Source organism: Enterobacter cloacae complex sp. P43RS (assembly GCF_014930585.1).
Classification (GTDB): domain Bacteria; phylum Pseudomonadota; class Gammaproteobacteria; order Enterobacterales; family Enterobacteriaceae; genus Enterobacter; species Enterobacter bugandensis.
Map to the genome: position 1 here is coordinate 61029 of NZ_JADBRJ010000002.1, position 19668 is coordinate 80696.

The 19668-nt window shown below is 58.8% G+C and carries 19 protein-coding genes; 8 read left to right on the forward strand and 11 right to left on the reverse strand.

Annotated features, from left to right (window positions below; translation table 11 throughout):
- The first annotated feature begins 48 nt into the window (after positions 1 to 48).
- From IM294_RS04100 to IM294_RS04120, 5 genes are all read left to right on the forward strand, one after another.
- Complete coding sequence (locus IM294_RS04100; protein ID WP_041908566.1) at positions 49 to 1452, forward strand: TolC family outer membrane protein; 1404 nt, start codon at positions 49 to 51, stop codon at positions 1450 to 1452.
- Positions 1449 to 3644 (forward strand): type I secretion system permease/ATPase, encoded by a 2196-nt coding sequence (locus tag IM294_RS04105; protein ID WP_126817350.1) that lies wholly within the window; start codon positions 1449 to 1451, stop codon positions 3642 to 3644. Before IM294_RS04100 ends, IM294_RS04105 begins: the two co-directional genes overlap by 4 nt.
- Before the next feature lie 10 nt (positions 3645 to 3654).
- Positions 3655 to 4824 (forward strand): HlyD family efflux transporter periplasmic adaptor subunit, encoded by a 1170-nt coding sequence (locus IM294_RS04110; RefSeq protein WP_088204896.1) that lies wholly within the window; start codon positions 3655 to 3657, stop codon positions 4822 to 4824.
- Positions 4825 to 5109: 285 nt separating this feature from the next.
- Positions 5110 to 5409 (forward strand): type II toxin-antitoxin system RelE/ParE family toxin, encoded by a 300-nt coding sequence (locus IM294_RS04115; RefSeq protein WP_126817348.1) that lies wholly within the window; start codon positions 5110 to 5112, stop codon positions 5407 to 5409.
- Between the two features lie 10 nt (positions 5410 to 5419).
- Complete coding sequence (locus IM294_RS04120) at positions 5420 to 5767, forward strand: HigA family addiction module antitoxin (protein ID WP_126817346.1); 348 nt, start codon at positions 5420 to 5422, stop codon at positions 5765 to 5767.
- A gap of 1 nt (position 5768) precedes the next feature.
- Here IM294_RS04120 and IM294_RS04125 read toward each other — a convergent pair whose 3' ends face one another.
- Entirely contained in the window at positions 5769 to 6500 is a 732-nt protein-coding gene (locus tag IM294_RS04125; protein WP_047367526.1) for a helix-turn-helix domain-containing protein, read from the reverse strand.
- 97 nt (positions 6501 to 6597) lie between these two features.
- Between IM294_RS04125 and IM294_RS04130 the strand changes: the two genes are divergently transcribed.
- Positions 6598 to 7017, forward strand: a complete 420-nt coding sequence (locus tag IM294_RS04130) for a nuclear transport factor 2 family protein (RefSeq protein ID WP_045260879.1) — start codon at positions 6598 to 6600, stop codon at positions 7015 to 7017.
- A gap of 45 nt (positions 7018 to 7062) precedes the next feature.
- Here the strand turns inward: IM294_RS04130 and IM294_RS04135 are convergent, their stop codons facing one another.
- Both IM294_RS04135 and IM294_RS04140 read right to left on the reverse strand, forming a co-directional pair.
- The gene (locus tag IM294_RS04135) at positions 7063 to 8244 is read right to left on the reverse strand and encodes a PLP-dependent aminotransferase family protein (RefSeq protein WP_063155566.1); all 1182 of its coding nucleotides are present in this window, start codon (positions 8242 to 8244) and stop codon (positions 7063 to 7065) included.
- A 20-nt stretch (positions 8245 to 8264) separates the two neighbouring features.
- Entirely contained in the window at positions 8265 to 9152 is an 888-nt protein-coding gene (locus IM294_RS04140) for a LysR family transcriptional regulator (protein ID WP_045260881.1), read from the reverse strand.
- 97 nt (positions 9153 to 9249) lie between these two features.
- On the opposite strand from IM294_RS04140, the gene IM294_RS04145 reads away from it, so the two are divergent.
- On the forward strand, positions 9250 to 9852 hold the full coding sequence (locus tag IM294_RS04145; protein ID WP_028014155.1) for a short chain dehydrogenase: 603 nt from the start codon (positions 9250 to 9252) through the stop codon (positions 9850 to 9852).
- Here IM294_RS04145 and IM294_RS04150 read toward each other — a convergent pair.
- From IM294_RS04150 to IM294_RS04170, 5 genes are all read right to left on the reverse strand, one after another.
- On the reverse strand, positions 9846 to 10580 hold the full coding sequence (locus tag IM294_RS04150; protein ID WP_126817344.1) for a bifunctional 2-polyprenyl-6-hydroxyphenol methylase/3-demethylubiquinol 3-O-methyltransferase UbiG: 735 nt from the start codon (positions 10578 to 10580) through the stop codon (positions 9846 to 9848). The two genes, IM294_RS04145 and IM294_RS04150, sit on opposite strands and share 7 nt — an antisense overlap.
- Positions 10581 to 10654: 74 nt before the next feature.
- The gene (locus IM294_RS04155) at positions 10655 to 11653 is read right to left on the reverse strand and encodes a transketolase family protein (protein WP_126817343.1); all 999 of its coding nucleotides are present in this window, start codon (positions 11651 to 11653) and stop codon (positions 10655 to 10657) included.
- Complete coding sequence (locus IM294_RS04160) at positions 11653 to 12498, reverse strand: transketolase (RefSeq protein WP_126817341.1); 846 nt, start codon at positions 12496 to 12498, stop codon at positions 11653 to 11655. Before IM294_RS04160 ends, IM294_RS04155 begins: the two co-directional genes overlap by 1 nt.
- A gap of 12 nt (positions 12499 to 12510) precedes the next feature.
- Positions 12511 to 13260 (reverse strand): SDR family NAD(P)-dependent oxidoreductase, encoded by a 750-nt coding sequence (locus tag IM294_RS04165; protein ID WP_126817339.1) that lies wholly within the window; start codon positions 13258 to 13260, stop codon positions 12511 to 12513.
- Positions 13261 to 13296: 36 nt separating this feature from the next.
- Positions 13297 to 14628, reverse strand: coding sequence for an MFS transporter (locus tag IM294_RS04170; RefSeq protein WP_041908551.1), 1332 nt, complete (start codon positions 14626 to 14628; stop codon positions 13297 to 13299).
- Between the two features lie 215 nt (positions 14629 to 14843).
- On the opposite strand from IM294_RS04170, the gene IM294_RS04175 reads away from it, so the two are divergent.
- Positions 14844 to 15764: a LysR substrate-binding domain-containing protein gene (locus IM294_RS04175; protein WP_028014161.1), complete on the forward strand. Its 921-nt coding sequence runs from the start codon at positions 14844 to 14846 to the stop codon at positions 15762 to 15764.
- Between the two features lie 18 nt (positions 15765 to 15782).
- Here the strand turns inward: IM294_RS04175 and IM294_RS04180 are convergent, their stop codons facing one another.
- Genes IM294_RS04180 through IM294_RS04190 form a run of 3 tightly spaced genes read right to left on the reverse strand, consistent with a single transcriptional unit; the run spans position 15783 to position 19667 of the window.
- Positions 15783 to 17162, reverse strand: coding sequence for an amidohydrolase family protein (locus IM294_RS04180; RefSeq protein ID WP_126817337.1), 1380 nt, complete (start codon positions 17160 to 17162; stop codon positions 15783 to 15785).
- Position 17163: 1 nt separating this feature from the next.
- Complete coding sequence (locus IM294_RS04185) at positions 17164 to 18120, reverse strand: carbamate kinase family protein (RefSeq protein ID WP_126817335.1); 957 nt, start codon at positions 18118 to 18120, stop codon at positions 17164 to 17166.
- On the reverse strand, positions 18117 to 19667 hold the full coding sequence (locus tag IM294_RS04190; RefSeq protein WP_045260886.1) for a hypothetical protein: 1551 nt from the start codon (positions 19665 to 19667) through the stop codon (positions 18117 to 18119). The genes IM294_RS04185 and IM294_RS04190 overlap by 4 nt, the downstream gene beginning before the upstream one ends.
- Position 19668: the final 1 nt, after the last annotated feature.

Below are 19668 nucleotides of genomic sequence, written 5' to 3' on the forward strand. Positions count from 1 at the left end.
CGCCCGGGCATAAATAATAAAGCTGTACTTATTTATTAGGGACAAGACATGGGAATAAAGATGCCTTACTGGTGGCTCTCGTGCTGCCTGATATCTGTACCCGCCATCGCGGCAAACCCGGCGGCAACTATCAATACCGGACAGCTCCGCGAAACGCAGGAACTCCCCTCACTGAATGGCCGCGTCGCCCCGGTGGCAGGCAAAGCCGCTCCCGGTTCACTACAGCTTGGCGAGGCCGTTAATCGCGCCGTCACCTGGCACCCGGCGATCGCTGAAGCCGTGGGCAAACTCTACGAACAGAACGAAGAGGTCGACGTCGCCAAATCGAAATACTATCCGCAAATCAACGCCGGCATGGACAACGGGTATTCCCACGACGGCGACCAGAACGGCTTTACGCCGTCGCTGGTGCTCTCTCTTTCACAGATGCTCTACGACTTCGGCAAAGTGGCAAGCCAGGTGCGGGCCGAAAACGCCGGGGTCGCCCAGCAGCAGGCCAACGTGCTGGTCAGTATCGACACCATCGCCCACGATACCGCTATCGCCATGGTGCAGGTGCAAACCTGGCAGCAGATGGTCGACACCGCCAAAGAGCAGCTTGACGCCCTCTCATCAATAGGCACCCTGACCCGCCAGCGTAACGACGAAGGGGCCACTTCCCTGTCTGACGTGGTGCAGACCGACGCGCGCATTGAAGGGGCACGCGCCCAGCTGATGCAGTATCAGGCCAGCCTCGACAGCGCCCGCGCCACGCTGATGAGCTTTCTCGGCTGGAACAGCCTGAACGATATCAGCAATGACTTTCCGCAGAAGCTGGCCCGCAGTTGCGATATCGCCGAGCCGGACGATCGTCTGGTGCCTGCGGTCCTCGCCGCCTGGGCACAGGCGAACGTCGCTCAGGCTAACCTTGACTACGCCGACGCGCAGATGACGCCAACCGTCTCGCTGGAGCCGGAAGTCCGTCACTATCTGAACGATCGCTACGCGGGTAACGAAACGCGGGACCGCACCCAATATTCCGCCTGGGTGAAAGTCCAGATGCCGCTCTATCAGGGCGGCGGACTCACCGCCCGACGCAACGCCGCCGGTCACGCGGTGGAAGCGGCGCAGTCGACCATTCAGCGCACGCGCCTCGATGTCCGCCAGAAGCTGCTGGAGGCCCGCAGCCAGGTCATGAGCCTGCAAAGCACGCTGCAAATTCAGGGCCGCCAGGAGGCGCTCAGCGCCCGCACCCGCGAGCTCTACCAGCAGCAGTATCTTGATCTCGGCTCACGCCCGCTGCTGGACGTGCTCAACGCCGAGCAGGAGGTCTATCAGGCGCGCTTTACCCAGCAGCAGACCCTCGGTCAGCTGCATCAGCTGCAGCTCAACTGCCTCTATAACACCGGGCAATTGCGTCATGCGTTCGATCTTGATAACCGCACCATCCAGACCGTGGAGATCCAGCCATGAAGCAACGCGACATCCCGCAGGGGGAAACGATGACGGATGAGGCGCTGGAGCAGTGGGCTCAGGCGTTTGGCTTTGTCGCCACGCGCTACCGCGTTGCCTGTTCGCCAGGCTCGCTCGTTGCGGGCGCGCCGTGGCTGAAAGGCAAACCGATGGTGCCCGCACTGACTCAGCTTGCCCGTGAAGCCGGGCTGACGTTCCAGCTGCTGACGGCCGATCAGCAGTCGATCAACAGCTGGCGTCTGCCGGTGGTGGTGGCGCTGAACGACGGAAAAATCGGCGTGATCGAGAATTTCGACGGAGAAGATACGCTCGAGGTCAGCTTTTTCGACGACAAGACATACACCAACCGCCTGTCGATGAGCGCAATGCTGCCCGCCATCCGCCACGTTATCGCCCTGCGTCCGCTGGCCGCGCTGAAAGACAGCCGCGTGGACGCCTACATCTCAAAGTACCGTCCGGACTGGCTCTACCGGCTGGTGATGCGCGACCTGCGCCCCTACAGCTGGGTGATGCTGGCGGCGCTGTTTATCAATGTGCTCTCCCTCTCCGGCATTGTCTTTTCTATGCAGGTGTATGACCGGGTGATCCCCGCCCAGTCCTACCCGACGCTCTACGTGCTGACCATCGGGGTGCTGATCGCCACCCTGTTTGGCTTTGTGCTGCGCGTCGCGCGCGGGCACATTATGGATCTGCTGGGCAAACGCTCGGATCTGCGCGTCTCGGATCGCGTGTTCGGCCACGCGTTACGGCTGCGCCACAGCGCCATTCCGCGCTCCACCGGCAGCTTTATCTCCCAGCTGCGCGAGCTGGAGCAGATCCGCGAGATGGTCACCTCCTCCACCATCTCGACGATTGTCGATCTGCCCTTCTTCTTCCTGTTTGTGGTGGTGCTGGCGATCATCGCCCCGCAGCTGGCGTGGATCGCCCCGGTAGCGGCAGTGATCATGGTCCTGCCGGGCCTGCTGCTGCAAAAGAAGCTGGCGGAGCTGGCGAAGCAGTCGGCGCATGAATCCACCCTGCGCAACGCGGTGCTGGTGGAGAGCGTGCAGGGGCTGGAGGACATCAAGCTGATGCAGGCGGAGAACCGCTTTTTACAGCAGTGGAACAGCTATATCCAGATCACCGCGGAATCCGGCCTGCGCACCCGCGAGCTGACCCAGAACCTGATCAGCTGGGGGATGACCGTCCAGAGCCTGGTTTACGCCGCCGTGATCGTGGTTGGCGCGCCGATGGTGATTGACGGCACGCTGACCACCGGCTCGGTGGTGGCCGCCTCGATGCTGGCCTCCCGGATGATCGCCCCGATGGCGACGCTGTGCGGCGTGCTCGCCCGCTGGCAGCAGGTTAAGGCCGCCAAAGAGGGGCTGGACAGCATTATGCAGCTTCCTACTGAAAATCAACGTGAAGAGACGCCGATCCGCCAGGACGTGCTGCGCGGACACTATCTTTTCGAGCAGGCGCAGTTCCGCTATCAGCCGGAAGATCCGCGCATAGCGCTGCGCATTAACCGTCTGGAGATCAGGCCGGGCGAGAAAGTGGCGATCCTCGGGCGTAACGGCGCGGGCAAATCCACTCTCCTGCAGGCAATGGCGGGCGGCATGGATCTGGCGGCCGGCGAGTTGCGGCTCGACAACCTCAGCCTGCCGCATCTGGACGTGGCCGACGTGCGGCGAAACGTCGGCTTTATGACCCAGAACGCGCGGCTGTTTTACGGCACCCTGCGCGAGAACATCACCCTCGGCATGCCGCGCGCCACCGACGAAGAGATCTTCGAGGTGCTGGAGATGTGCGGCGCGGCCAGCTTTGTGCAGAAGCTGCCAAAGGGGCTGGACTACCCGATTATGGAGAACGGCGTGGGATTGTCCGGCGGGCAGCGGCAGTCGATTCTGCTGGCGCGGATGCTGCTGCGCGATCCGAATATCGTGCTGATGGACGAGCCGACCGCTTCCCTTGACGAACACACCGAGCGGGAATTTATCCAGCGCCTGGGGGCGTGGCTCGGCAACCGGACGCTGGTTGTCGCCACCCACCGCGTGCCGGTGCTGGAGCTGGTGGAGCGCGTGGTCGTGCTGAAAGATGGGATGCTGGTCATGGACGCGCCAAAAGCGCAGGCGCTGAACAACAGCCGCATGCAGCAACAGCAGCAGGCAGCAACCGGACGGGAGTGGAAAAATGAAAATCAGTCAGCGTGACGTAGCGGCGATGGACGATCTGGATAATGCGCTCGACTCCGAAAGCGGCTATACCGGCGCGCGGCGGATTGTGATCTTCTCGCTGCTGATGTTTGTGGCGCTAGGCGTCTGGGCGTGGTTTGGGATGCTGGATGAAGTCTCAACGGGAACCGGAAAAGTGATCCCCAGCTCGCGCGAGCAGGTGTTGCAGTCGCTGGATGGGGGGATCCTCACCGAGCTGAACGTACACGAAGGCGATCAGGTGCAGGCCGGACAGGTGCTGGCGCGGCTGGATCCAACACGTTCCGAATCGAACGTCGGCGAAAGCGCGGCGCGCTACCGCGCGTCGCTGGCCTCCAGCGCCCGTCTGTACGCCGAGGTGAACGATCTGCCGCTGAAGTTCCCGCCTTCGCTGGAGAAATGGACCGAACTGACCGCCGCCGAAACGCGGCTCTACAATTCGCGCCGCGCGCAGCTGGAGGACACGCAGCGTGAACTGCGTTCAGCGTTAGATCTCGCAAACAAAGAGCTGGCAATCACCCAGCGGCTGGTAAAAACCGGCGCCGCCAGCCACGTGGAAGTGCTCCGCCTGCAGCGACAGAAAAGCGACCTGGAGCTGAAGCTCACCGACGTGCGTTCCCAGTATTACGTTCAGGCGCGCGAGGCGTTATCCAAGGCCAACGCCGAGGTGGATATGGTCTCGGCGATCCTCAAAGGCCGCGAGGATTCCGTCACCCGCCTGACGGTAAAATCCCCGGTGCGCGGGATCGTAAAAAACATCAAAGTCACCACCATCGGCGGCGTGATCCCGCCCAACGGCGAGCTGATGGAGATTGTGCCGGTGGACGATCATCTGCTGATTGAAACCCGCCTCTCGCCGCGCGATATCGCCTTTATCCACCCGAACCAGGAGGCGCTGGTGAAGATCACCGCCTATGATTACGCCATCTACGGCGGGCTGCACGGGGTGGTGGAGACCATATCCCCGGACACTATCCAGGACGAGGCCAAGCCGGAGGTGTTCTACTACCGCGTGTTTATCCGCACCAGCCAGGATTACCTGGTGAATAAGGCGGGCAGGCATTTCTCGATCGTGCCGGGGATGATTGCCACAGTGGACATCAAGACCGGAGAGAAAACGGTACTGGATTATCTGATCAAGCCATTTAACCGGGCGAAGGAGGCGCTGAGGGAGCGATAGTCTTCGCCTCCCCTTCACCCTCTCCCCAAAGGGGCGAGGGGATGATTCGCTGCTCGCAGTAATTTGTGGGGATTCTTCAGCCCTGTGGGAGAGGGCATCATGCCGCACCCACACCACAATCCCCCTTTTCTGGAATCCGCCTCGAAGAAACCGCTTTTAACGACGCCTTCCGCTTTCCTTCAGCCTGCATCAGGGTAACATAGCCGCCAATCGAAACGCACTTGCGCACTGTGCAAGAGTGCATTATTATCCACATAGCTTCATGGAGTGGAGCTCATTAGCGCTATGATTAATCATTTTCGTTATCAATGGCTTAAGGATTTTTTTCTGTACGGGAAATCAAGCAATGTGATCCCTTCAAGCCTTGAATCAGCCTTAGCGAGGAAGCTGGATATGATCAACGCTGCCACCTCGCACCGGGAGCTGAGATCCCCGCCAGGCAATATGTATGAATCGCTGAATCCCCCGCTTGCAGGGTACTCTGCGAGTCGCGATAACAGGCAATACAGGTTGGTATTCAGGTGGTCAGAGGGCAAAGCAGACGATCTCTACCTCTCTCCGCACAAGTACACGCCATACAAATGAGGCATTACCTATGACTCTTCAACAGGCTCTACGCAAACCCACCACGCCGGGCGATGTGTTGCAGTATGAATATCTTGAGCCGCTCAATCTGAAAATTAGCGATCTCGCGGAAATGCTTAACGTGCACCGTAATACCATCAGTGCTCTCGTTAATAATAATCGTAAACTGACGGCCGATATGGCAATCAGACTGGCCAAGGCATTTGATACCACCATTGAATTCTGGTTGAACCTGCAGCTAAACGTCGACGTCTGGGAAGCGCAAACTAATTCCCGGACTCAGGAGGAGTTGAGCCGTATAAAAACGATTGCAGAAATCATGGCAAAAAGGAAATCAGGCCAGCCGGATGTGTCCTGAATCAAACCGGCTCTACAGCGCCACCTTTAATCCCCCACTGTCCCGGCGTTTTACCGGTCCACATTCTGAAAACCTCAATAAATGCGCTGACGCTGCTGTAGCCGCAGGACAGCGCAATCCATCCCACCGGCTTCCCCGCCGCCAGCCACTCCATTGCCTGCATGACGCGCGCCAGCTGCCGCCAGTTGACGAAGTTCATTCCCGTCTGGGCGCTAAATCGACGGTTAAACGTACGCACGCTCATCCCGGCATGGCTGGCATGGCTCTTGACCGTTTGATTATCATCGACACACTGCAGCAAGTGGCTGACCACGTTCTTCAGACGCGGATCCGTTGGTACGGGCAGATAAAAGCGCACCTGAGGCGTCAGGGCAAGCTCATCCAGCAGCAGGGTGAGCTTTCGCGGATCGTACTCGTTTTCTGCAACGCTTAAGCGGGAAAACAGTGCATGAGTGAGATCGTCGGGCTCGAACAGCGCGGGGGCATCGGGAAGCATTGCACAGCACGCAGGGTCAAGATAGATAGCGCAGCCTTCTATCGCGCTTTCAGAAAAGGCGGCGTGCTGCTGGCCCGGTGGGATCCAGCCAATATGGTTTGCCGGTACAACCGAACGCCCCTGTTGGGTCTCAATCACCAGCAGCCCCGTTGCAATACGCCAGAGCTGTCCGGTGGGATGGCTGTGCCACGCGGTGCGGTAACCGCCGGGATGGCGGAGCGTCTCTGTACCGATCATCTTATCCTGGCCGAAAATCGTTATTCATCGACGTATTACAGAAACTGCGCCGTCGACTGTCAAGGATAATGGTGGCTCAACTACACAAGGAGCCAACATGAGCATCATCACAACCCTGATAGCCCAGCCTGACAATACCCTACAGCGCGAAAAAATGGCGTGCCTGTTAAGCCGCTTGTTCAAAGGCGAATTAGATCCCGCAGAGGTGTTCACGCCCGATTACCAGCAGTACACGGATGGTCACGCGCTTGATTATCGGGGTTTTGTGCAGCACCTGAACCACGTCCGCTCGCAGATCCGCGCGATCGCATTCAGGGTAGAAGAGCTGGCCTGTCACGAGAATCTTTTAGCAGACCGGCACTGGGCTACGGTGACGTATCCAGATGGTCGCCAGGCGGAATTAGAGGTGTATATGTTTGCCACACTGCGCGAGGGGAAAATCTGTCGTATCCATGAAGTGACGCAGACGATCGGCGGCGATGCTTCAGACCGCGCGCTCGCCCACGCCACGCAATAAGCTCACCCTGCGCGCACAACGGCAACTGCCGTTATGCGCGCTCTGTTACAGGGAGATCTTCAGGCGTCGAACCGCTTCTTTAAGCTGCTCATCCGTTGGGGTGACGAATGACATGCGCAGCGTTGTCGGGTCCGGTTCGTTGCAGAAGAAGAACTCGCCCGGTACAAACACCACGCCGTTGCTTAAGGTTTTTTCCAGCCATTTCGTCGTATTCATGCCGTTGTTCATTTTTGCCCACAGGAACATCCCGCCCTTCGGCTTGTGGAACGACATCACATCGCCCAGCTCGGCTTCCAGTTCCGTTGCAAACGTCTGGTATTTCTGGCGATAGGCCTCGCGGATCATTTTAATCTGGTTCGCCAGACGCCCGGTTTTCAGATACTCGTAGGTCATCAGCTGGGACAGCGTGCTGGTGTGCAGATCGGTGGTTTGCTTGAGGTTCACCACCGCGCGCTTCAGCCATTCCGGCACCAGCACCCAGCCCACGCGGGTGCCCGGCGCGAGGATTTTGGAGAAGGTAGAGGTGTACACCACGTTATCCTCATTGCCGATATCTTTCGCATGGGCAATCAGCGGGCGGAACACGTCGTCGGTGTAGTTAATTTCGCTGTATGGATCGTCTTCGATAATCACGAAATCATAGCGCTTTGATAATTCCACCAGCTGTTTACGGCGCGCCTCGGAAAGCGTTACGCCGCCAGGGTTACCAAAGGTTGGAACGATATAAACCGCCTTGATGGTTTTCTTCGCCACCAGCGCTTCAAGTTCATCGACCTTCATGCCGTCGCCGTCGGTGCCGACGGATTCAAAATTCGCCTGTGCCAGGCCAAAGACCTGCAGCGCGGCGAGATAGGTAGGACGTTCAACGACAACCGTATCGCCCGGATTAATTAACGCACGCGCCAGCACGTCCAGAGATTGTTGAGAGCCGGAAGTAATGACCACGTCATCGGCCTTACAGGCGATGCCGCGCCCCTCGCAGATGCGTTTAATTTCTTCGCGCAGCCCCGGTACGCCTTCCGTCAGGCCATACTGGAACGCCTCGCCAAAATTCTGTGACAACACGGCATCGGCGGCAATTTTAAGCCCTTCGCGATCGAACAGGTCCGGATTAGGAATACCGCCGCCCAGCGAAATCACGCCCGCCATTTTGCTATGTTTTAATAATTCACGGATGGCAGATGATTGCAGGCCCTGCGCGCTGCTGGCGAGTTTGTTTGCAGACATTCTTTGATTACCTTCTTTTTTTATATTGTGCCCAATCTTAGCAGAATATGAGCAATAAATTCCGTTAGCTTAGGAAGGGGACGCAAATCCTGACGCCACAGTAAATGCACCGGCCTCGGCGCGGGCGTGAACGGCTCCAGCACACGCACCAGCCTGCCGCTTGCCAGCTCTTCCGCCACCAGCACTTCCGGTTGCAGCAGCAGCCCTGCCCCGGCTCGCGCCGCCATGCGTAAGCCGTAGCCGTCGTTGCATCTTAAGATCGCATCCCGCTTCCAGCGCACCTCCCCTTCCGCACCCGGCAGCCGCCACTCGTTGCGCGCGGTCCACACCGTGTGCGACAGGCACAGATGATCCACCAGATCGGCGGGCGTCTGCGGCGTGCCGTGTCGCGCCAGATAATCCGGCGCGGCGCAGATCACCATGTTGTAGGGACACAGATATTTCGCCACCAGATCGTCATTGCGGATATCGCCAATGCGAATGGCCAGATCGACCCCCTCTTCCACCAGATCGACCATCCGGTTGGTGAGATCCAGTTCGATACGCACTTCCGGGTAGCGCTGCAAAAATGTGGCCGTCAGAGGGGCGATCGCGCAGCCGCCAAACGACGTGGGGGCGGTGACGCGCAGGGTGCCGGCGGGCGCCGCGCGCAGCCGTTCAACCGCGCTTTCGGCAATCGAGACCTGCTCCAGCACGCGCCTGGCCTCTTCAAAATAAACGCGTCCGGCGTCGGTCAGGCTCTGGCGACGGGTATTGCGCTCCAGCAGCCGCGTGCCCAGCTGAGATTCGAGCAGAGCAATATATTTCCCGACCATCACCGCCGACATCTCCAGCCGCGCCGCCGCGCCTGTGAAGCTGCCGCTCTCTACCACCGCGATAAACGTCTCCATGCCGCGAAGTTTATCCATATTCCAAACCCCTGGTTAGTAATCATCTAACTTTAGCCCAGTTTATCTGACTTTTTATTTATTAAAGAATGAGGGCTCACAACATGAGGAGTCGGATATGAAAATCGTCATTATTGGTGCCAGCGGTACGGTCGGTCGTGCCGTAACCGAAGAGTTAAGCCGTCGTCACGAGGTCATCCGCGTGGGTCGCACGCGGGGCGACTACCAGGTGGATATCACCTCGCAGGCGAGCGTGCAGGCGCTGTTTGAGAAAATCGGCCCGGTGGATGCGATTGTCTCCGCCAGCGGTGGTCTCTACTTTGGCCCGCTCGCGACCATGAAGGACAGCGACTTCAACCAGGGCCTGCAGGATAAGCTGCTCGGGCAGGTGCGTCTGGCGCTGACCGGCCAGCATTATCTGAACGAAGGCGGCTCGATTACGCTGATAAGCGGGATTGTGGCGCACGAGCCGATTGCGCAGGGCGTAAATGCCACCACGGTCAATGCGGCGCTGGAAGGGTTTGTCCGCGCCGCAGCCTGCGAACTGCCGCGCGGGATCCGCATTAACCTGATTAGCCCAACGGTACTGACGGAATCCGCCGAAGCGTATGACGGGTTCTTCCCTGGCTTTGAAAGCGTTCCCGCCGCGACCGTGGCCCAGGCCTACCGCCGCAGCGTGGAAGGGGTGCAGAGCGGGCGGGTGTATAAGGTAGGTTACTGAGCCTTACGGGCGGACATCAGCACCAGCATCGGGCGCTCCGCCTCTTCGGACAATGCAGGCCAGGCGTCAATCTGCGCCTGCGTTGGTCCCCACTCATTGACTTCACTTATCGTTAACCCGGCCTTTATCAGCGCGTTAAGCGTGGTGCCCAGCGTGCGGTGGTATTTAATCACTCCATCCGCCAGCCAGTTGCTGACGCGCTGGCTTTCGTCCTGATAATGGTTCACGCCCCAGAACCGCTCGCCGCTGTCGTCGGTCAGCCAGCCCTGACGGGTGGCGCAGGTGTAAATCGGGTGCTCCATCGAGAAGACCAGGCTGCCACCCGGTTTTAGCGCACGCTGAACGTTGGCGAATAGCGTGCCCAGCTCCGGCAGGTAGTGAAGCGCCAGCGAGCTGTAGACCAGATCGAGACTGTTTTCGCGAAGCTGAAGAGATTCCAGATCGCTACGCTGATAGTGAATCTGTACGTCATCCGTCAGTTCAGCCGCGCGGGCAAGCATTTTTTCTGAGATATCGACGCCCGTAACGTCGCTAGCGCCCAACTCGCGCGCCGCGCGGCAGAACCAGCCGTAACCGCAGCCGAGATCGATAACCGCTTTGCCGGTTAAATCAGGCAGCATTGCCTTGAGCGCAGGCCACTCAGGCGCACCGTCCAGCCCGTGCACCGAACGCGGAAGCTGAGCGTAGCCTTCAAAAAACGCCGGGTTGTCGTAGATGTTTTGTGCCATGACGGACTCCTTTATCGCAACAGAGGCGAGGGTAAAGCACCCCTCGCTCGTTGGCAACGTATCCGTCTGATAAATCACAGCCTGCGCCGGATTTTCTCCACCATGGCTGTGGTTGAAATCCCGTAACGGTCATGGAGGGTGGGCAACGCGCCCGCATCAAGGAACGCGTCCGGCAGCGCGACGGTATCGAAATCCACGTTCACGCGGTTGCGCATCAACAGCGACGCGACGGCTTCGCACAACCCGCCTACGCTGCTGTGGTTTTCCGCCACGATGACCAGCCGTCCCGGCTTCGCGGCCTGCGCCAGGATCGTCTCTTCGTCCAGCGGCTTAATGGTGGGCGAGTGCAGCACCGCCACGCTGACGTTATCCTTACGCAGCTGCTTCGCCGCCCCCAGCGCACGCATGGTCATCAGGCCTGAGGCGACGATCAGGACATCGCTCCCCTCTTCCAGCAGCGCAGCTTTGCCAATCTTAAACTGGTAGTTGTACTGGTCCAGCACCACCGGCACCTTGCCGCGCAGCAGGCGCATATAGACAGGGCCATCGTGCGCTGCCATCGCCGGCACCGCCTGTTCCGTGTCGATTGCGTCACAGGGATCGATAATCGTCATGCCCGGAATACCGCGCATAATCGCAATATCTTCCGTCGCCTGGTGGCTCGGCCCGTAACCGGTGGTTAGCCCCGGCAGCGCCGCGCAGATCTTCACGTTCAGGTGCTCTTCAGCAATCACCTGATGGATAAAGTCGTAGGCGCGGCGGGTAGCGAAGACGGCATAGGTTGTGGCGAAAGGAATAAAGCCCTCTTTCGCCATACCGCCCGCGGCCCCCATTAACAGCTGTTCGGCCATGCCCATCTGGAAGAAGCGTTCCGGGTAGGCCTGGGCAAAAATGTGTAGATCGGTGTACTTCGACAGATCCGCCGTCATGCCGACGATCTCCGGTCGCTGTTCCGCCAGCTTCACCAGCGCGTGACCGAACGGTGCGGCGCGCGTCTCCTGGCCCTCTTCCGCGATAGAGGCAATCATCGCCGACGTGGTTAAACGCGGTTTTTTCTCCGTGGTCTGGCTCATTACAGCACTCCTTCAGGTTTGTTGGCATCCAGCACGGCGAGTGCCTTTTGCCACTCGTCAGCATCCACGCGAATAAAATGGTTCTTGTCACGCCTTTCGAGGAACGGCACGCCCTTGCCCATCATCGTGTCGCACAAAATGACGCGCGGCTGGTTTTCCGGGTAGCGTTTGGCGTTATCAAACGCCGTCACCAGCGCAGGAACATCGTTGCCGTTCACGCGCTGCACGTACCAGCCGAAGGAGGTCCATTTATCCTCCAGCGGCTCAAAGCCGAGGATCGCGTGCGAGTTGCCATCCGCCTGCTGGCGGTTAATGTCCACCAGCACGATCAGGTTCGACAGGCCGTGATGTGCCGCCGACATCGCCGCTTCCCAGGTTGACCCTTCGTCCAGCTCGCCGTCCGACATGGAGTTAACGACCCATGCCGCGCTCTGCTTGTGCTTCAGCCCCAGCGCCATGCCAACGCCAATGCTTAAGCCCTGCCCCAGCGAACCGCCAGAGATCTCCATACCTGGCGTGTAGGTTGCCATACCGGACATCGGCAGGCGGCTGTCGTCCGCACCGTAGGTCTCCAGCTCCTCTTCAGGAACGATCCCGGCTTCAATCAGGGCCGCATAACAGGCAATGGCGTAATGGCCGTGGGAGAGCAGAAAACGGTCACGCCCTTCCCACTCCGGCTCGCCCGGCTTAAGGTTCATTCCGTGGGTAAACGCGGTGGCCAGCACATCGGCATAGCCCAGCGCCTGCCCGATGTAGCCCTGCCCCTGCACTTCGCCCATGCGCAGCGCGTAGCGGCGAATGCGCCAGGCCGCGGCGGCAACCTGTTGAACTGTGGTATCCGTCATCGTCGTATCTCCTTAATGGATCAGCATCCCGCCGTTCACGTCGAGCGTGATACCGGTGGAGTAAGAAGAGAGGTCGCTGCCGAGGAACAGCGCGGCGCGGGCAATATCCTGCGCGTCTCCGAGGCGGTTAAGCGGAATGCCCGCCAGAATGGACGTTTTCATCTCATCGCTCAGCTTGCCTGCGGTGATGTCCGTCTGGATAAGACCCGGCGTGATGCAGTTTACCCGCACATTGTCGGGCCCCAGTTCACGCGCCATGGCTTTTGCCAGTCCCAGCACACCCGCTTTTGCAGCGCTGTAGTGTGGGCCGCCGAAGATGCCGCCGCCGCGCTGGGCCGATACCGATGAAATGCAGACGATGCTGCCCGACTTTTGCGCGCGCATAGTGGGAATAACCGCCTGGGACATTAGCAGCGTGCCGCGCAGGCTGACGTCAAGCACCGCATCGTAATTTTCGCGTTTGATATCCATCAGCTTGATCGGCTGAGTAATGCCGGCGTTATTCACCAGAATATCGATGCGCCCGTATTTCCCCAGCACCTGCTCAATGGCGGCATTAACCTGTAATTCATTGCTGACGTTCGCCGCAAGGCCCAGATGTTCGTCACCCAGACTCGCGGCGGCAACCCGGCTGGCTTCAGCGTTTAAATCGATAATCACCACTTTCGCACCCTGTTCGGCATATAATTTCGCCGTAGCGAAACCCAAACCGCGTACGGAAGCCGCGCCGGTAATAACGGCGACTTTATTTTTCAGTAGCATATATTTACTCCATTCGGACAAGAGAGATTTAATGATTTATTTCGGCTCTTCCAGCAGCATAATCATAATTAAGCCAATGGCTGCGCAAATACCGAAATAAATAAACACGGAATTAAAACTACCTGTTTTATCCAGCAGATAACCTGCCAGCATCGGGGAAACAAATCCGCCGAGATTACCGCCGCTATTGATGATGGACGCGGCAATGGGATAGGTTTTACTGTCCGCAACAGCCATGCCATAAGCTGTAAAAGCGGGCCAGCCAATATTCAGACAGAGACCGACAAAAAATAGTCCGACGCAAACCGCCACGGTGCTTTGCGGAATATTCAGCATAATGACCATCATTAAAACGGTGCTGATGGCGGTAAACATCATGGTCGGTTTACGTCGGCGGCCGAGCAGTTTGTCTGAGACGTAGCCGCCAAAAATCGCACCGATAAATCCACCGATGCACGGCATGCTGGCGACCAGCCCCATGCTCATAAACGTAAAGCCTTTCTCTTTCACCAGATAGAGCGGGATCCACGTCAACAGTCCGTACAGCACGCTGACCATCATAAAATAGGCCAGGCAGTCGCCGAGAATATTCTTCGAGGTAAACAGCCCTTTCACCGTGCTTACCGGGGCTAACTCCCGCACGCGGATCAGCCGATCGAGGCGTGCAAAGCCCGGTGAAATCACGATGTTTTCACGTCTGGCGTCCGGCGTCTCCTGACCGGCGGTAATGGTCTCCAGCTCCGCTTTAGAGACGAATGCGCTCTCGGACGGCTTCGTGCGTACCAGCAGATACCACAGGACGGCAATGACCAATCCTGGGATCGCAAAGGAGAAGAAGACCCAGCGCCAGCCCCAGGTCATGGCGATCCACACGGCCAGCGGCGGCACGAGGATGGGCGCGAACATGGTGGCGGCGATGTAGACGCCCGTGGCCGTGGCCTTCTCCTTTGGCGGAAACCAGTTATTGATGGTGGAGGCCAGCCCAACCGGGCACGGCCCCTCTGTTAACCCTAGCCCCAGGCGGATACACTTCAGGCCCAGAACCGAGGTTGCGGTGCCCATCAGCCAGGTAAAGGCAGAGAAGCCGAATATCGACAGTGCCACCATGCCGCGAATTCCCTTTTTGGCAATAAAAAAGCCCGCAGGAATTTGGCTCAGGGCGTATCCCAAAAAAAACATGCTGGCGATGGCACCGGCTTCGAAATTATTGATATGAAATTCGTCAATGATAAACGGCAGTACCGCACCAATATTTGTTCGGTCAGCATAGTTAATAGCATAAACAATAAAAATTAATGCCAGCACAACGAAACGGTAATTGGTTTTTTTAGTCTTTATGTAGGGGACAGCTTGTTCTATACGAGACATAACTTACCTCATTATTCGAACACCGTGAGTCGTTTTATTATTGCGTTCAACGTCAATATATCGGCTCACCCATGAAACGCCATTCAATAAAGCTCATTTATTGCTGAGATAAATTTGATTCGCGATACAGCTCAAAAAAATAACATCAGGATAAAATTGCCCGCTCGCAGTCTCAATGTTATGTTTTTTATCAATTATCGTGTAAGGAGTAGGCCATGTCCGCGCAGGATCGCCAGACGTTATCGCTGCCCTCGCTCAGAAATTTGCAGGCGTTTATCGCCGTTGCTAACGCCCTGAGCATCCATCAGGCGGCGGAACAGCTCAACGTCACGCCTTCGGCGGTAAGCCACCAGATCGCGTCGCTGGAATCGTGGCTGGGCAAGAAATTATTTATCCGCAGCGGCAAAGGGGTTCAACTCACCCCGACGGGAGAAAAATATTTGCGGGAGGTCTCGGCGGCGATGAGCGCCATTGGGCGCGCCACCGATCAGATCGTGAAAGAAAAAGACAATGCTGTGCTTCGCGTGCACTCTTCCCCCACCTTCGGACTGTCATGGCTGTTGCGCCGTCTGGGCAGATTCCGCGCCGAATATCCTGATATCACCATCAATCTCACCTGCTCCTATGAGAACCTGCAGTTCGCCAGAGATAATATCGACATTGATATCCGTCATGGTATTCCGGACTGGGATGCTTACCGGGTGATGACCATTAAAAACGACACGCTGGTAGTATTGGCCTCGCCGGGCTATGCAGAAGAGCATCCCATCAGCACGCCCGCCGATCTGCTGCAACAGTCGCTTATCTCCTCCACCAGCACTCTGGTGAACTGGGAAAAATGGTTCGCCTGGCACAATATCGACAGGCCCTGGCTCAATTTCAGCCTCAGCTTCGACCGTTCCTATATGAGCTTTGAAGCGGCGCGCATGGGGCTGGGGTTTATTCTGGAGAGCAAAATGATGGCTACCGATCACCTGAAGGATGGCTCGCTGGTACAGGTGCTGCCGGATGAGATGGGAATCGCCATTAACGCGCATCATCTGGTGATGCCGCACATGAACGAACGCGCGTGGAAGATCCAGCAGTTCGTCGAGTGGATTGATCGGGAGTTGCGATTGTCGGGGTATCACCTGTAGCGATACCCCATCGTGGCGTCAGGCGACCGTGCCCCAGACGAGATTCCCCTTGTGGAACGTCGCGGTACGCGGAGAAATGCGCGCCACGGCCTCGGCGGAACAGGAGGCGTCCACCAGCACAAAGCTGGCGTCGTCCTGCGCTTTCGGCCATACGCGTTCACCTTTATCGTTCAGCGGCAGCACGTCGCCGGTGGCGATGCCGAGCGCGCGGGAGAGCGTCTGCTCGTTCGGACGAATATAGAGCTGGGCGTACAGATTGGCTTTCTCCAGCATGTCCCCCAGACCGTACGGCGACCAGTGGTCGATCACGCTGTCGGTGCCGGTCATAACAAACACGCCCTTCTCCCGCAGTTGCTTCAGCGGCATGTGCAGGGTGCCAATCGGCACGGTGGAGGCGATGGTCACCTGCTGCGCCGCCATGCGGGTGGCAATCTCATCCACCTGCTGCTCGTTGAGCGTCGCCAGCGCGAAGGCGTGGCTGATGGTCAGCTTCCCCTTCAGCTCCGGCGTTTTCTCCACGGTTTCCACCATGTAGTTCACCGCCGCCACGCCCGCCGGGCTGGTTTCATGGAGGTGAATATCCACCCCTTTGTCGTAATCCAGCGCAATCTGGAACATAGTATCGAGCGATTTCTCCATCGCGCCGTCAACGCTGGTTGGGTCCAGCCCGCCTACGTAGTGCGCCCCCGCCTGCATCGCCTCGCGCATCAGCTTTTCAGAGTTGGAGAGCAGCAGGCCGTGCTGCGGGAAGGCAACGATTTCGCAGTCAAAACCTGCGCTGCGGCGCGCCAGCACCGCCTGCAAATTTTCCAGGTTTTTCAGGCCGGAAACCGGCTCAATATTGCAGTGGCTGCGGGCGATGGTGGACCCTTTGGACTGGATCAGGTCGATCAGCTTTTCGGCGCGTTCTTGCGTGTAGGGCTGTAACTCCGGCAGCAGCTTCTGCTCCAGGCGGATCATGTCCTGAATGGTGGTGCCCGCCGGACGGTTCAGGGAGCGCCACGGGCCGCCGTAGAAGGTTTTATCCAGGTGAATGTGCATGTCGCGCATCGCCGGAAGCATCAGCTTTTTACCCGCGTCGTAGTGCGGCAGGGTCGCGTCGGCGTGGCTGCCGTTATCGCGCAGGGCGACAATTTTCCCGTCTTTAATCTCCAGCGTTTTCAGCTCGGTGCGGGTGCTCGTCGCCACTCTGCCCTCGAAGTTGAACCCGGCCTCCAGCAGCACGTTGTCCAGATAGTAATGTTTTGCAGTGATGTTCATCGGTTTCCCCGTCTCGCAGGTTGCCTTTGCAGAGTCGGCAGCATACGCGACGGAGCCGGTGGCGCCAAACAGCGCGCAGGCGGTGACTATTTTGCCGCTCTGGCTGATAAACTCGCGGCGGCTTTTGTTTTCACTCATCTTATCTTCCTTCATTAACAATGTGGGTACCCGTTTCACCGCGCAGCGCCGCGGGCAGGCGGTCCGGCGAGGTAATGATCACGCGCCTGCCGCCGTGGCGTAAAAATGCCAGCGAGGCGACGATTTTGGGCAGCATGCTGCCCGCCGGGAAGTGGCCTTCGTCCATGTAGCGCGTCATCTGCGCCACGCTGACGGTGTCCAGCGCCTGCTGGTCTGGCTTGCCGAAGTTAACGCAGACTTTCTCCACGCCGGTGGTTATCACCAGCACGTCGGCGCAAATCTCACGGGCCAGCAGCGCGGTGGAGAGATCTTTATCGATAACCGCATCCACGCTCTGATAATCCCCTTGCTCGCTGCGCACCACGGGAATGCCTCCGCCGCCCGCGCCGATGACCACAAAACCTTTCTGCGTTAGCGCCTTAATCGCATCCGCCTCGACGATGCGCAGCGGCTGGGGCGAGGCCACCACGCGGCGATAGCCCCGGCCTGAATCCTCGACAAAATGCCAGTCCGGGTGCGCGAGCTGTAGCTCGTCGCGCTGCGCCTCGCTGAAGAACGCGCCGATCGGTTTTGTCGGGTGCGTAAAGCCGGGATCGTTTTTATCCACCTCCACCTGGGTGACGACCGTGACCGCCTTTTGCTCGCCACGCGCCGCCAGGCGGTTGTTGAGCGCCTGCTGGATCAGATAGCCGATACCGCCCTGGGTATCCGCCACGCAGTTTGCCAGCGGGGTCAGCGGCAGCCCTTCCCGCTCGTGAGCGATCTCGGCGCGGCGCAGATCCAGCCCCACCTGCGGGCCGTTGCCGTGGGTGAGGACGATGTCATAGTCGGAGGCCAGCATTTCGAGCACCGACTCGGCCACCGCTTTGACCGCCTGCGCCTGATGTTCAACCGACTGGCTGGCGTTGTCTTTGATAATGCTGTTGCCGCCGATGGCGACGACCATTAGCTCTTTCATACGTTTTCCTTCGCAACAGTAACTTCAGCGCTCGCAACTTCGCGGCTGTCGAGGAAATGCTTCACCACAAACATGCCACCCATCATCAGGTAGGCCGTGACGAACATCAGGGAACTGCCCTCGGCAAAGCCCACCACTGGCGCGTGGATCACGCCAAACAACGCCAGCAGGGCGCCTCCTGCGGCGGCGACGGCCCCGCGCAGCGGTTTGTTAATGATGGCGAAGATAGCGATACAGCCCCAGAGCATGCTGGCGAGCGGCGCACCGTTGCCGAGGTGCATCAGCCCCTCGTAGTAGATCCCTTTGCTGTGCAGCACGTCGGTGCCAATTTTCGCCGCGCTGGTTCCCGCCGCGCTCATCACGCTGTTCATCATGGTCAGCGCCCAGTTAGCGATCCACGGGAACAGGCAGATAAAGATGACGGGCACCTCTACTTTGGGGGTTTCCCGCACCACCTGGTTGGCGGTGACGACGCCGATAAACACCAGAATCGGCACGATAGCGGTCATCGGTATGATGGCGAGCATAAACGCCCCCAGCCCGAACAGCGGCACGATGAACATGGTCACGCCGGACGCCAGCGTGTAGCCGATGCTCGCCCCCATCGCCTTCCAGCCGGGATGGCCCACGTAGACCGTGACCGGGAACGGGTTGCCCATCAGGCAGCCGAGCATGGAAGCCAGGCCGTTCGCCAGCATCACCTTGCGGGTCGGGTACTCATCCCCCGCTGCGTGGGCGCTTTCGATGTTCTCCAGGTCAAAGATGTAGTTCGCCAGCCCCAGCGGTACGGCGGACGCCAGATAAGGCAGCGCGTGCGGCAGGCCCTGCATAAAGCTGTCCACGTGCACTTCCGGCGGGTTAAAGCCGAAGGATGACATGGACGCCTTAATGGCATCCGGGCTTTGCAGTCCGGAAATCCACGCCAGCGCCGTTCCGGCAATCAGCAGCAGCAGGCCGGTCGGGATTTTGGCGAAAATCGGCTTTTTACCGAACCAGTTAATGAAGATCAGCAGCAGAACGATGAACGACACGGTGGGCGCTTCGAACGCCTGCAACATCGGGTTCATCGCCAGCAGCAGCAGGCCAAGACCGGACAGGCACGACAGCAGCACGGTACGCGGGATCATCTTGCGGATGGTCTCACCCAGGAACGAGCCGCCCGCGAGGATCATCGCTTCCACAAAGCACCACACCAGGCCAATCTGAATCGCGAAATCCGCATCGCCGGTTTGCTGGTAGACGGGCATCAGGACCAGGAAGGTCACGGTAAAAATCGAGGGTGCGCTGGGGCCGGACGGCAGCGCGGTGACGTCCGTACGTCCGGTGGCGCGCGCCATTTGCAGGCCAAACCATGTGTAGCATAAGCTCGCTACCAGCACCGCCAGCCCGAAGGCCGGCGCGATGCGTCCATAAACAATCTCCTTCGGGATGCCGACGACAAAAATGAGCAGCCCCATCATGGTCAGCAAATTAGTCAGGTTGTTGGTCATCAACCCGAAATAGGCCGCCCAGTCACCTCTTTTCCACTCCAGTTTCATGTTTTTCATG

Bases quoted from the DNA above. Each gene is read 5' to 3' on its own strand.
- IM294_RS04100 (WP_041908566.1), top strand. From the start codon at position 49: ATGGGAATAAAGATGCCTTACTGGTGGCTCTCGTGCTGCCTGATATCT.
- IM294_RS04105 (WP_126817350.1), top strand. From the start codon at position 1,449: ATGAAGCAACGCGACATCCCGCAGGGGGAAACGATGACGGATGAGGCG.
- IM294_RS04110 (WP_088204896.1), top strand. From the start codon at position 3,655: ATGGACGATCTGGATAATGCGCTCGACTCCGAAAGCGGCTATACCGGC.
- IM294_RS04115 (WP_126817348.1), top strand. From the start codon at position 5,110: ATGATTAATCATTTTCGTTATCAATGGCTTAAGGATTTTTTTCTGTAC.
- IM294_RS04120 (WP_126817346.1), top strand. From the start codon at position 5,420: ATGACTCTTCAACAGGCTCTACGCAAACCCACCACGCCGGGCGATGTG.
- IM294_RS04125 (WP_047367526.1), bottom strand. From the start codon at position 6,500: ATGATCGGTACAGAGACGCTCCGCCATCCCGGCGGTTACCGCACCGCG.
- IM294_RS04130 (WP_045260879.1), top strand. From the start codon at position 6,598: ATGAGCATCATCACAACCCTGATAGCCCAGCCTGACAATACCCTACAG.
- IM294_RS04135 (WP_063155566.1), bottom strand. From the start codon at position 8,244: ATGTCTGCAAACAAACTCGCCAGCAGCGCGCAGGGCCTGCAATCATCT.
- IM294_RS04140 (WP_045260881.1), bottom strand. From the start codon at position 9,152: ATGGATAAACTTCGCGGCATGGAGACGTTTATCGCGGTGGTAGAGAGC.
- IM294_RS04145 (WP_028014155.1), top strand. From the start codon at position 9,250: ATGAAAATCGTCATTATTGGTGCCAGCGGTACGGTCGGTCGTGCCGTA.
- IM294_RS04150 (WP_126817344.1), bottom strand. From the start codon at position 10,580: ATGGCACAAAACATCTACGACAACCCGGCGTTTTTTGAAGGCTACGCT.
- IM294_RS04155 (WP_126817343.1), bottom strand. From the start codon at position 11,653: ATGAGCCAGACCACGGAGAAAAAACCGCGTTTAACCACGTCGGCGATG.
- IM294_RS04160 (WP_126817341.1), bottom strand. From the start codon at position 12,498: ATGACGGATACCACAGTTCAACAGGTTGCCGCCGCGGCCTGGCGCATT.
- IM294_RS04165 (WP_126817339.1), bottom strand. From the start codon at position 13,260: ATGCTACTGAAAAATAAAGTCGCCGTTATTACCGGCGCGGCTTCCGTA.
- IM294_RS04170 (WP_041908551.1), bottom strand. From the start codon at position 14,628: ATGTCTCGTATAGAACAAGCTGTCCCCTACATAAAGACTAAAAAAACC.
- IM294_RS04175 (WP_028014161.1), top strand. From the start codon at position 14,844: ATGTCCGCGCAGGATCGCCAGACGTTATCGCTGCCCTCGCTCAGAAAT.
- IM294_RS04180 (WP_126817337.1), bottom strand. From the start codon at position 17,162: ATGAGTGAAAACAAAAGCCGCCGCGAGTTTATCAGCCAGAGCGGCAAA.
- IM294_RS04185 (WP_126817335.1), bottom strand. From the start codon at position 18,120: ATGAAAGAGCTAATGGTCGTCGCCATCGGCGGCAACAGCATTATCAAA.
- IM294_RS04190 (WP_045260886.1), bottom strand. From the start codon at position 19,667: ATGAAAAACATGAAACTGGAGTGGAAAAGAGGTGACTGGGCGGCCTAT.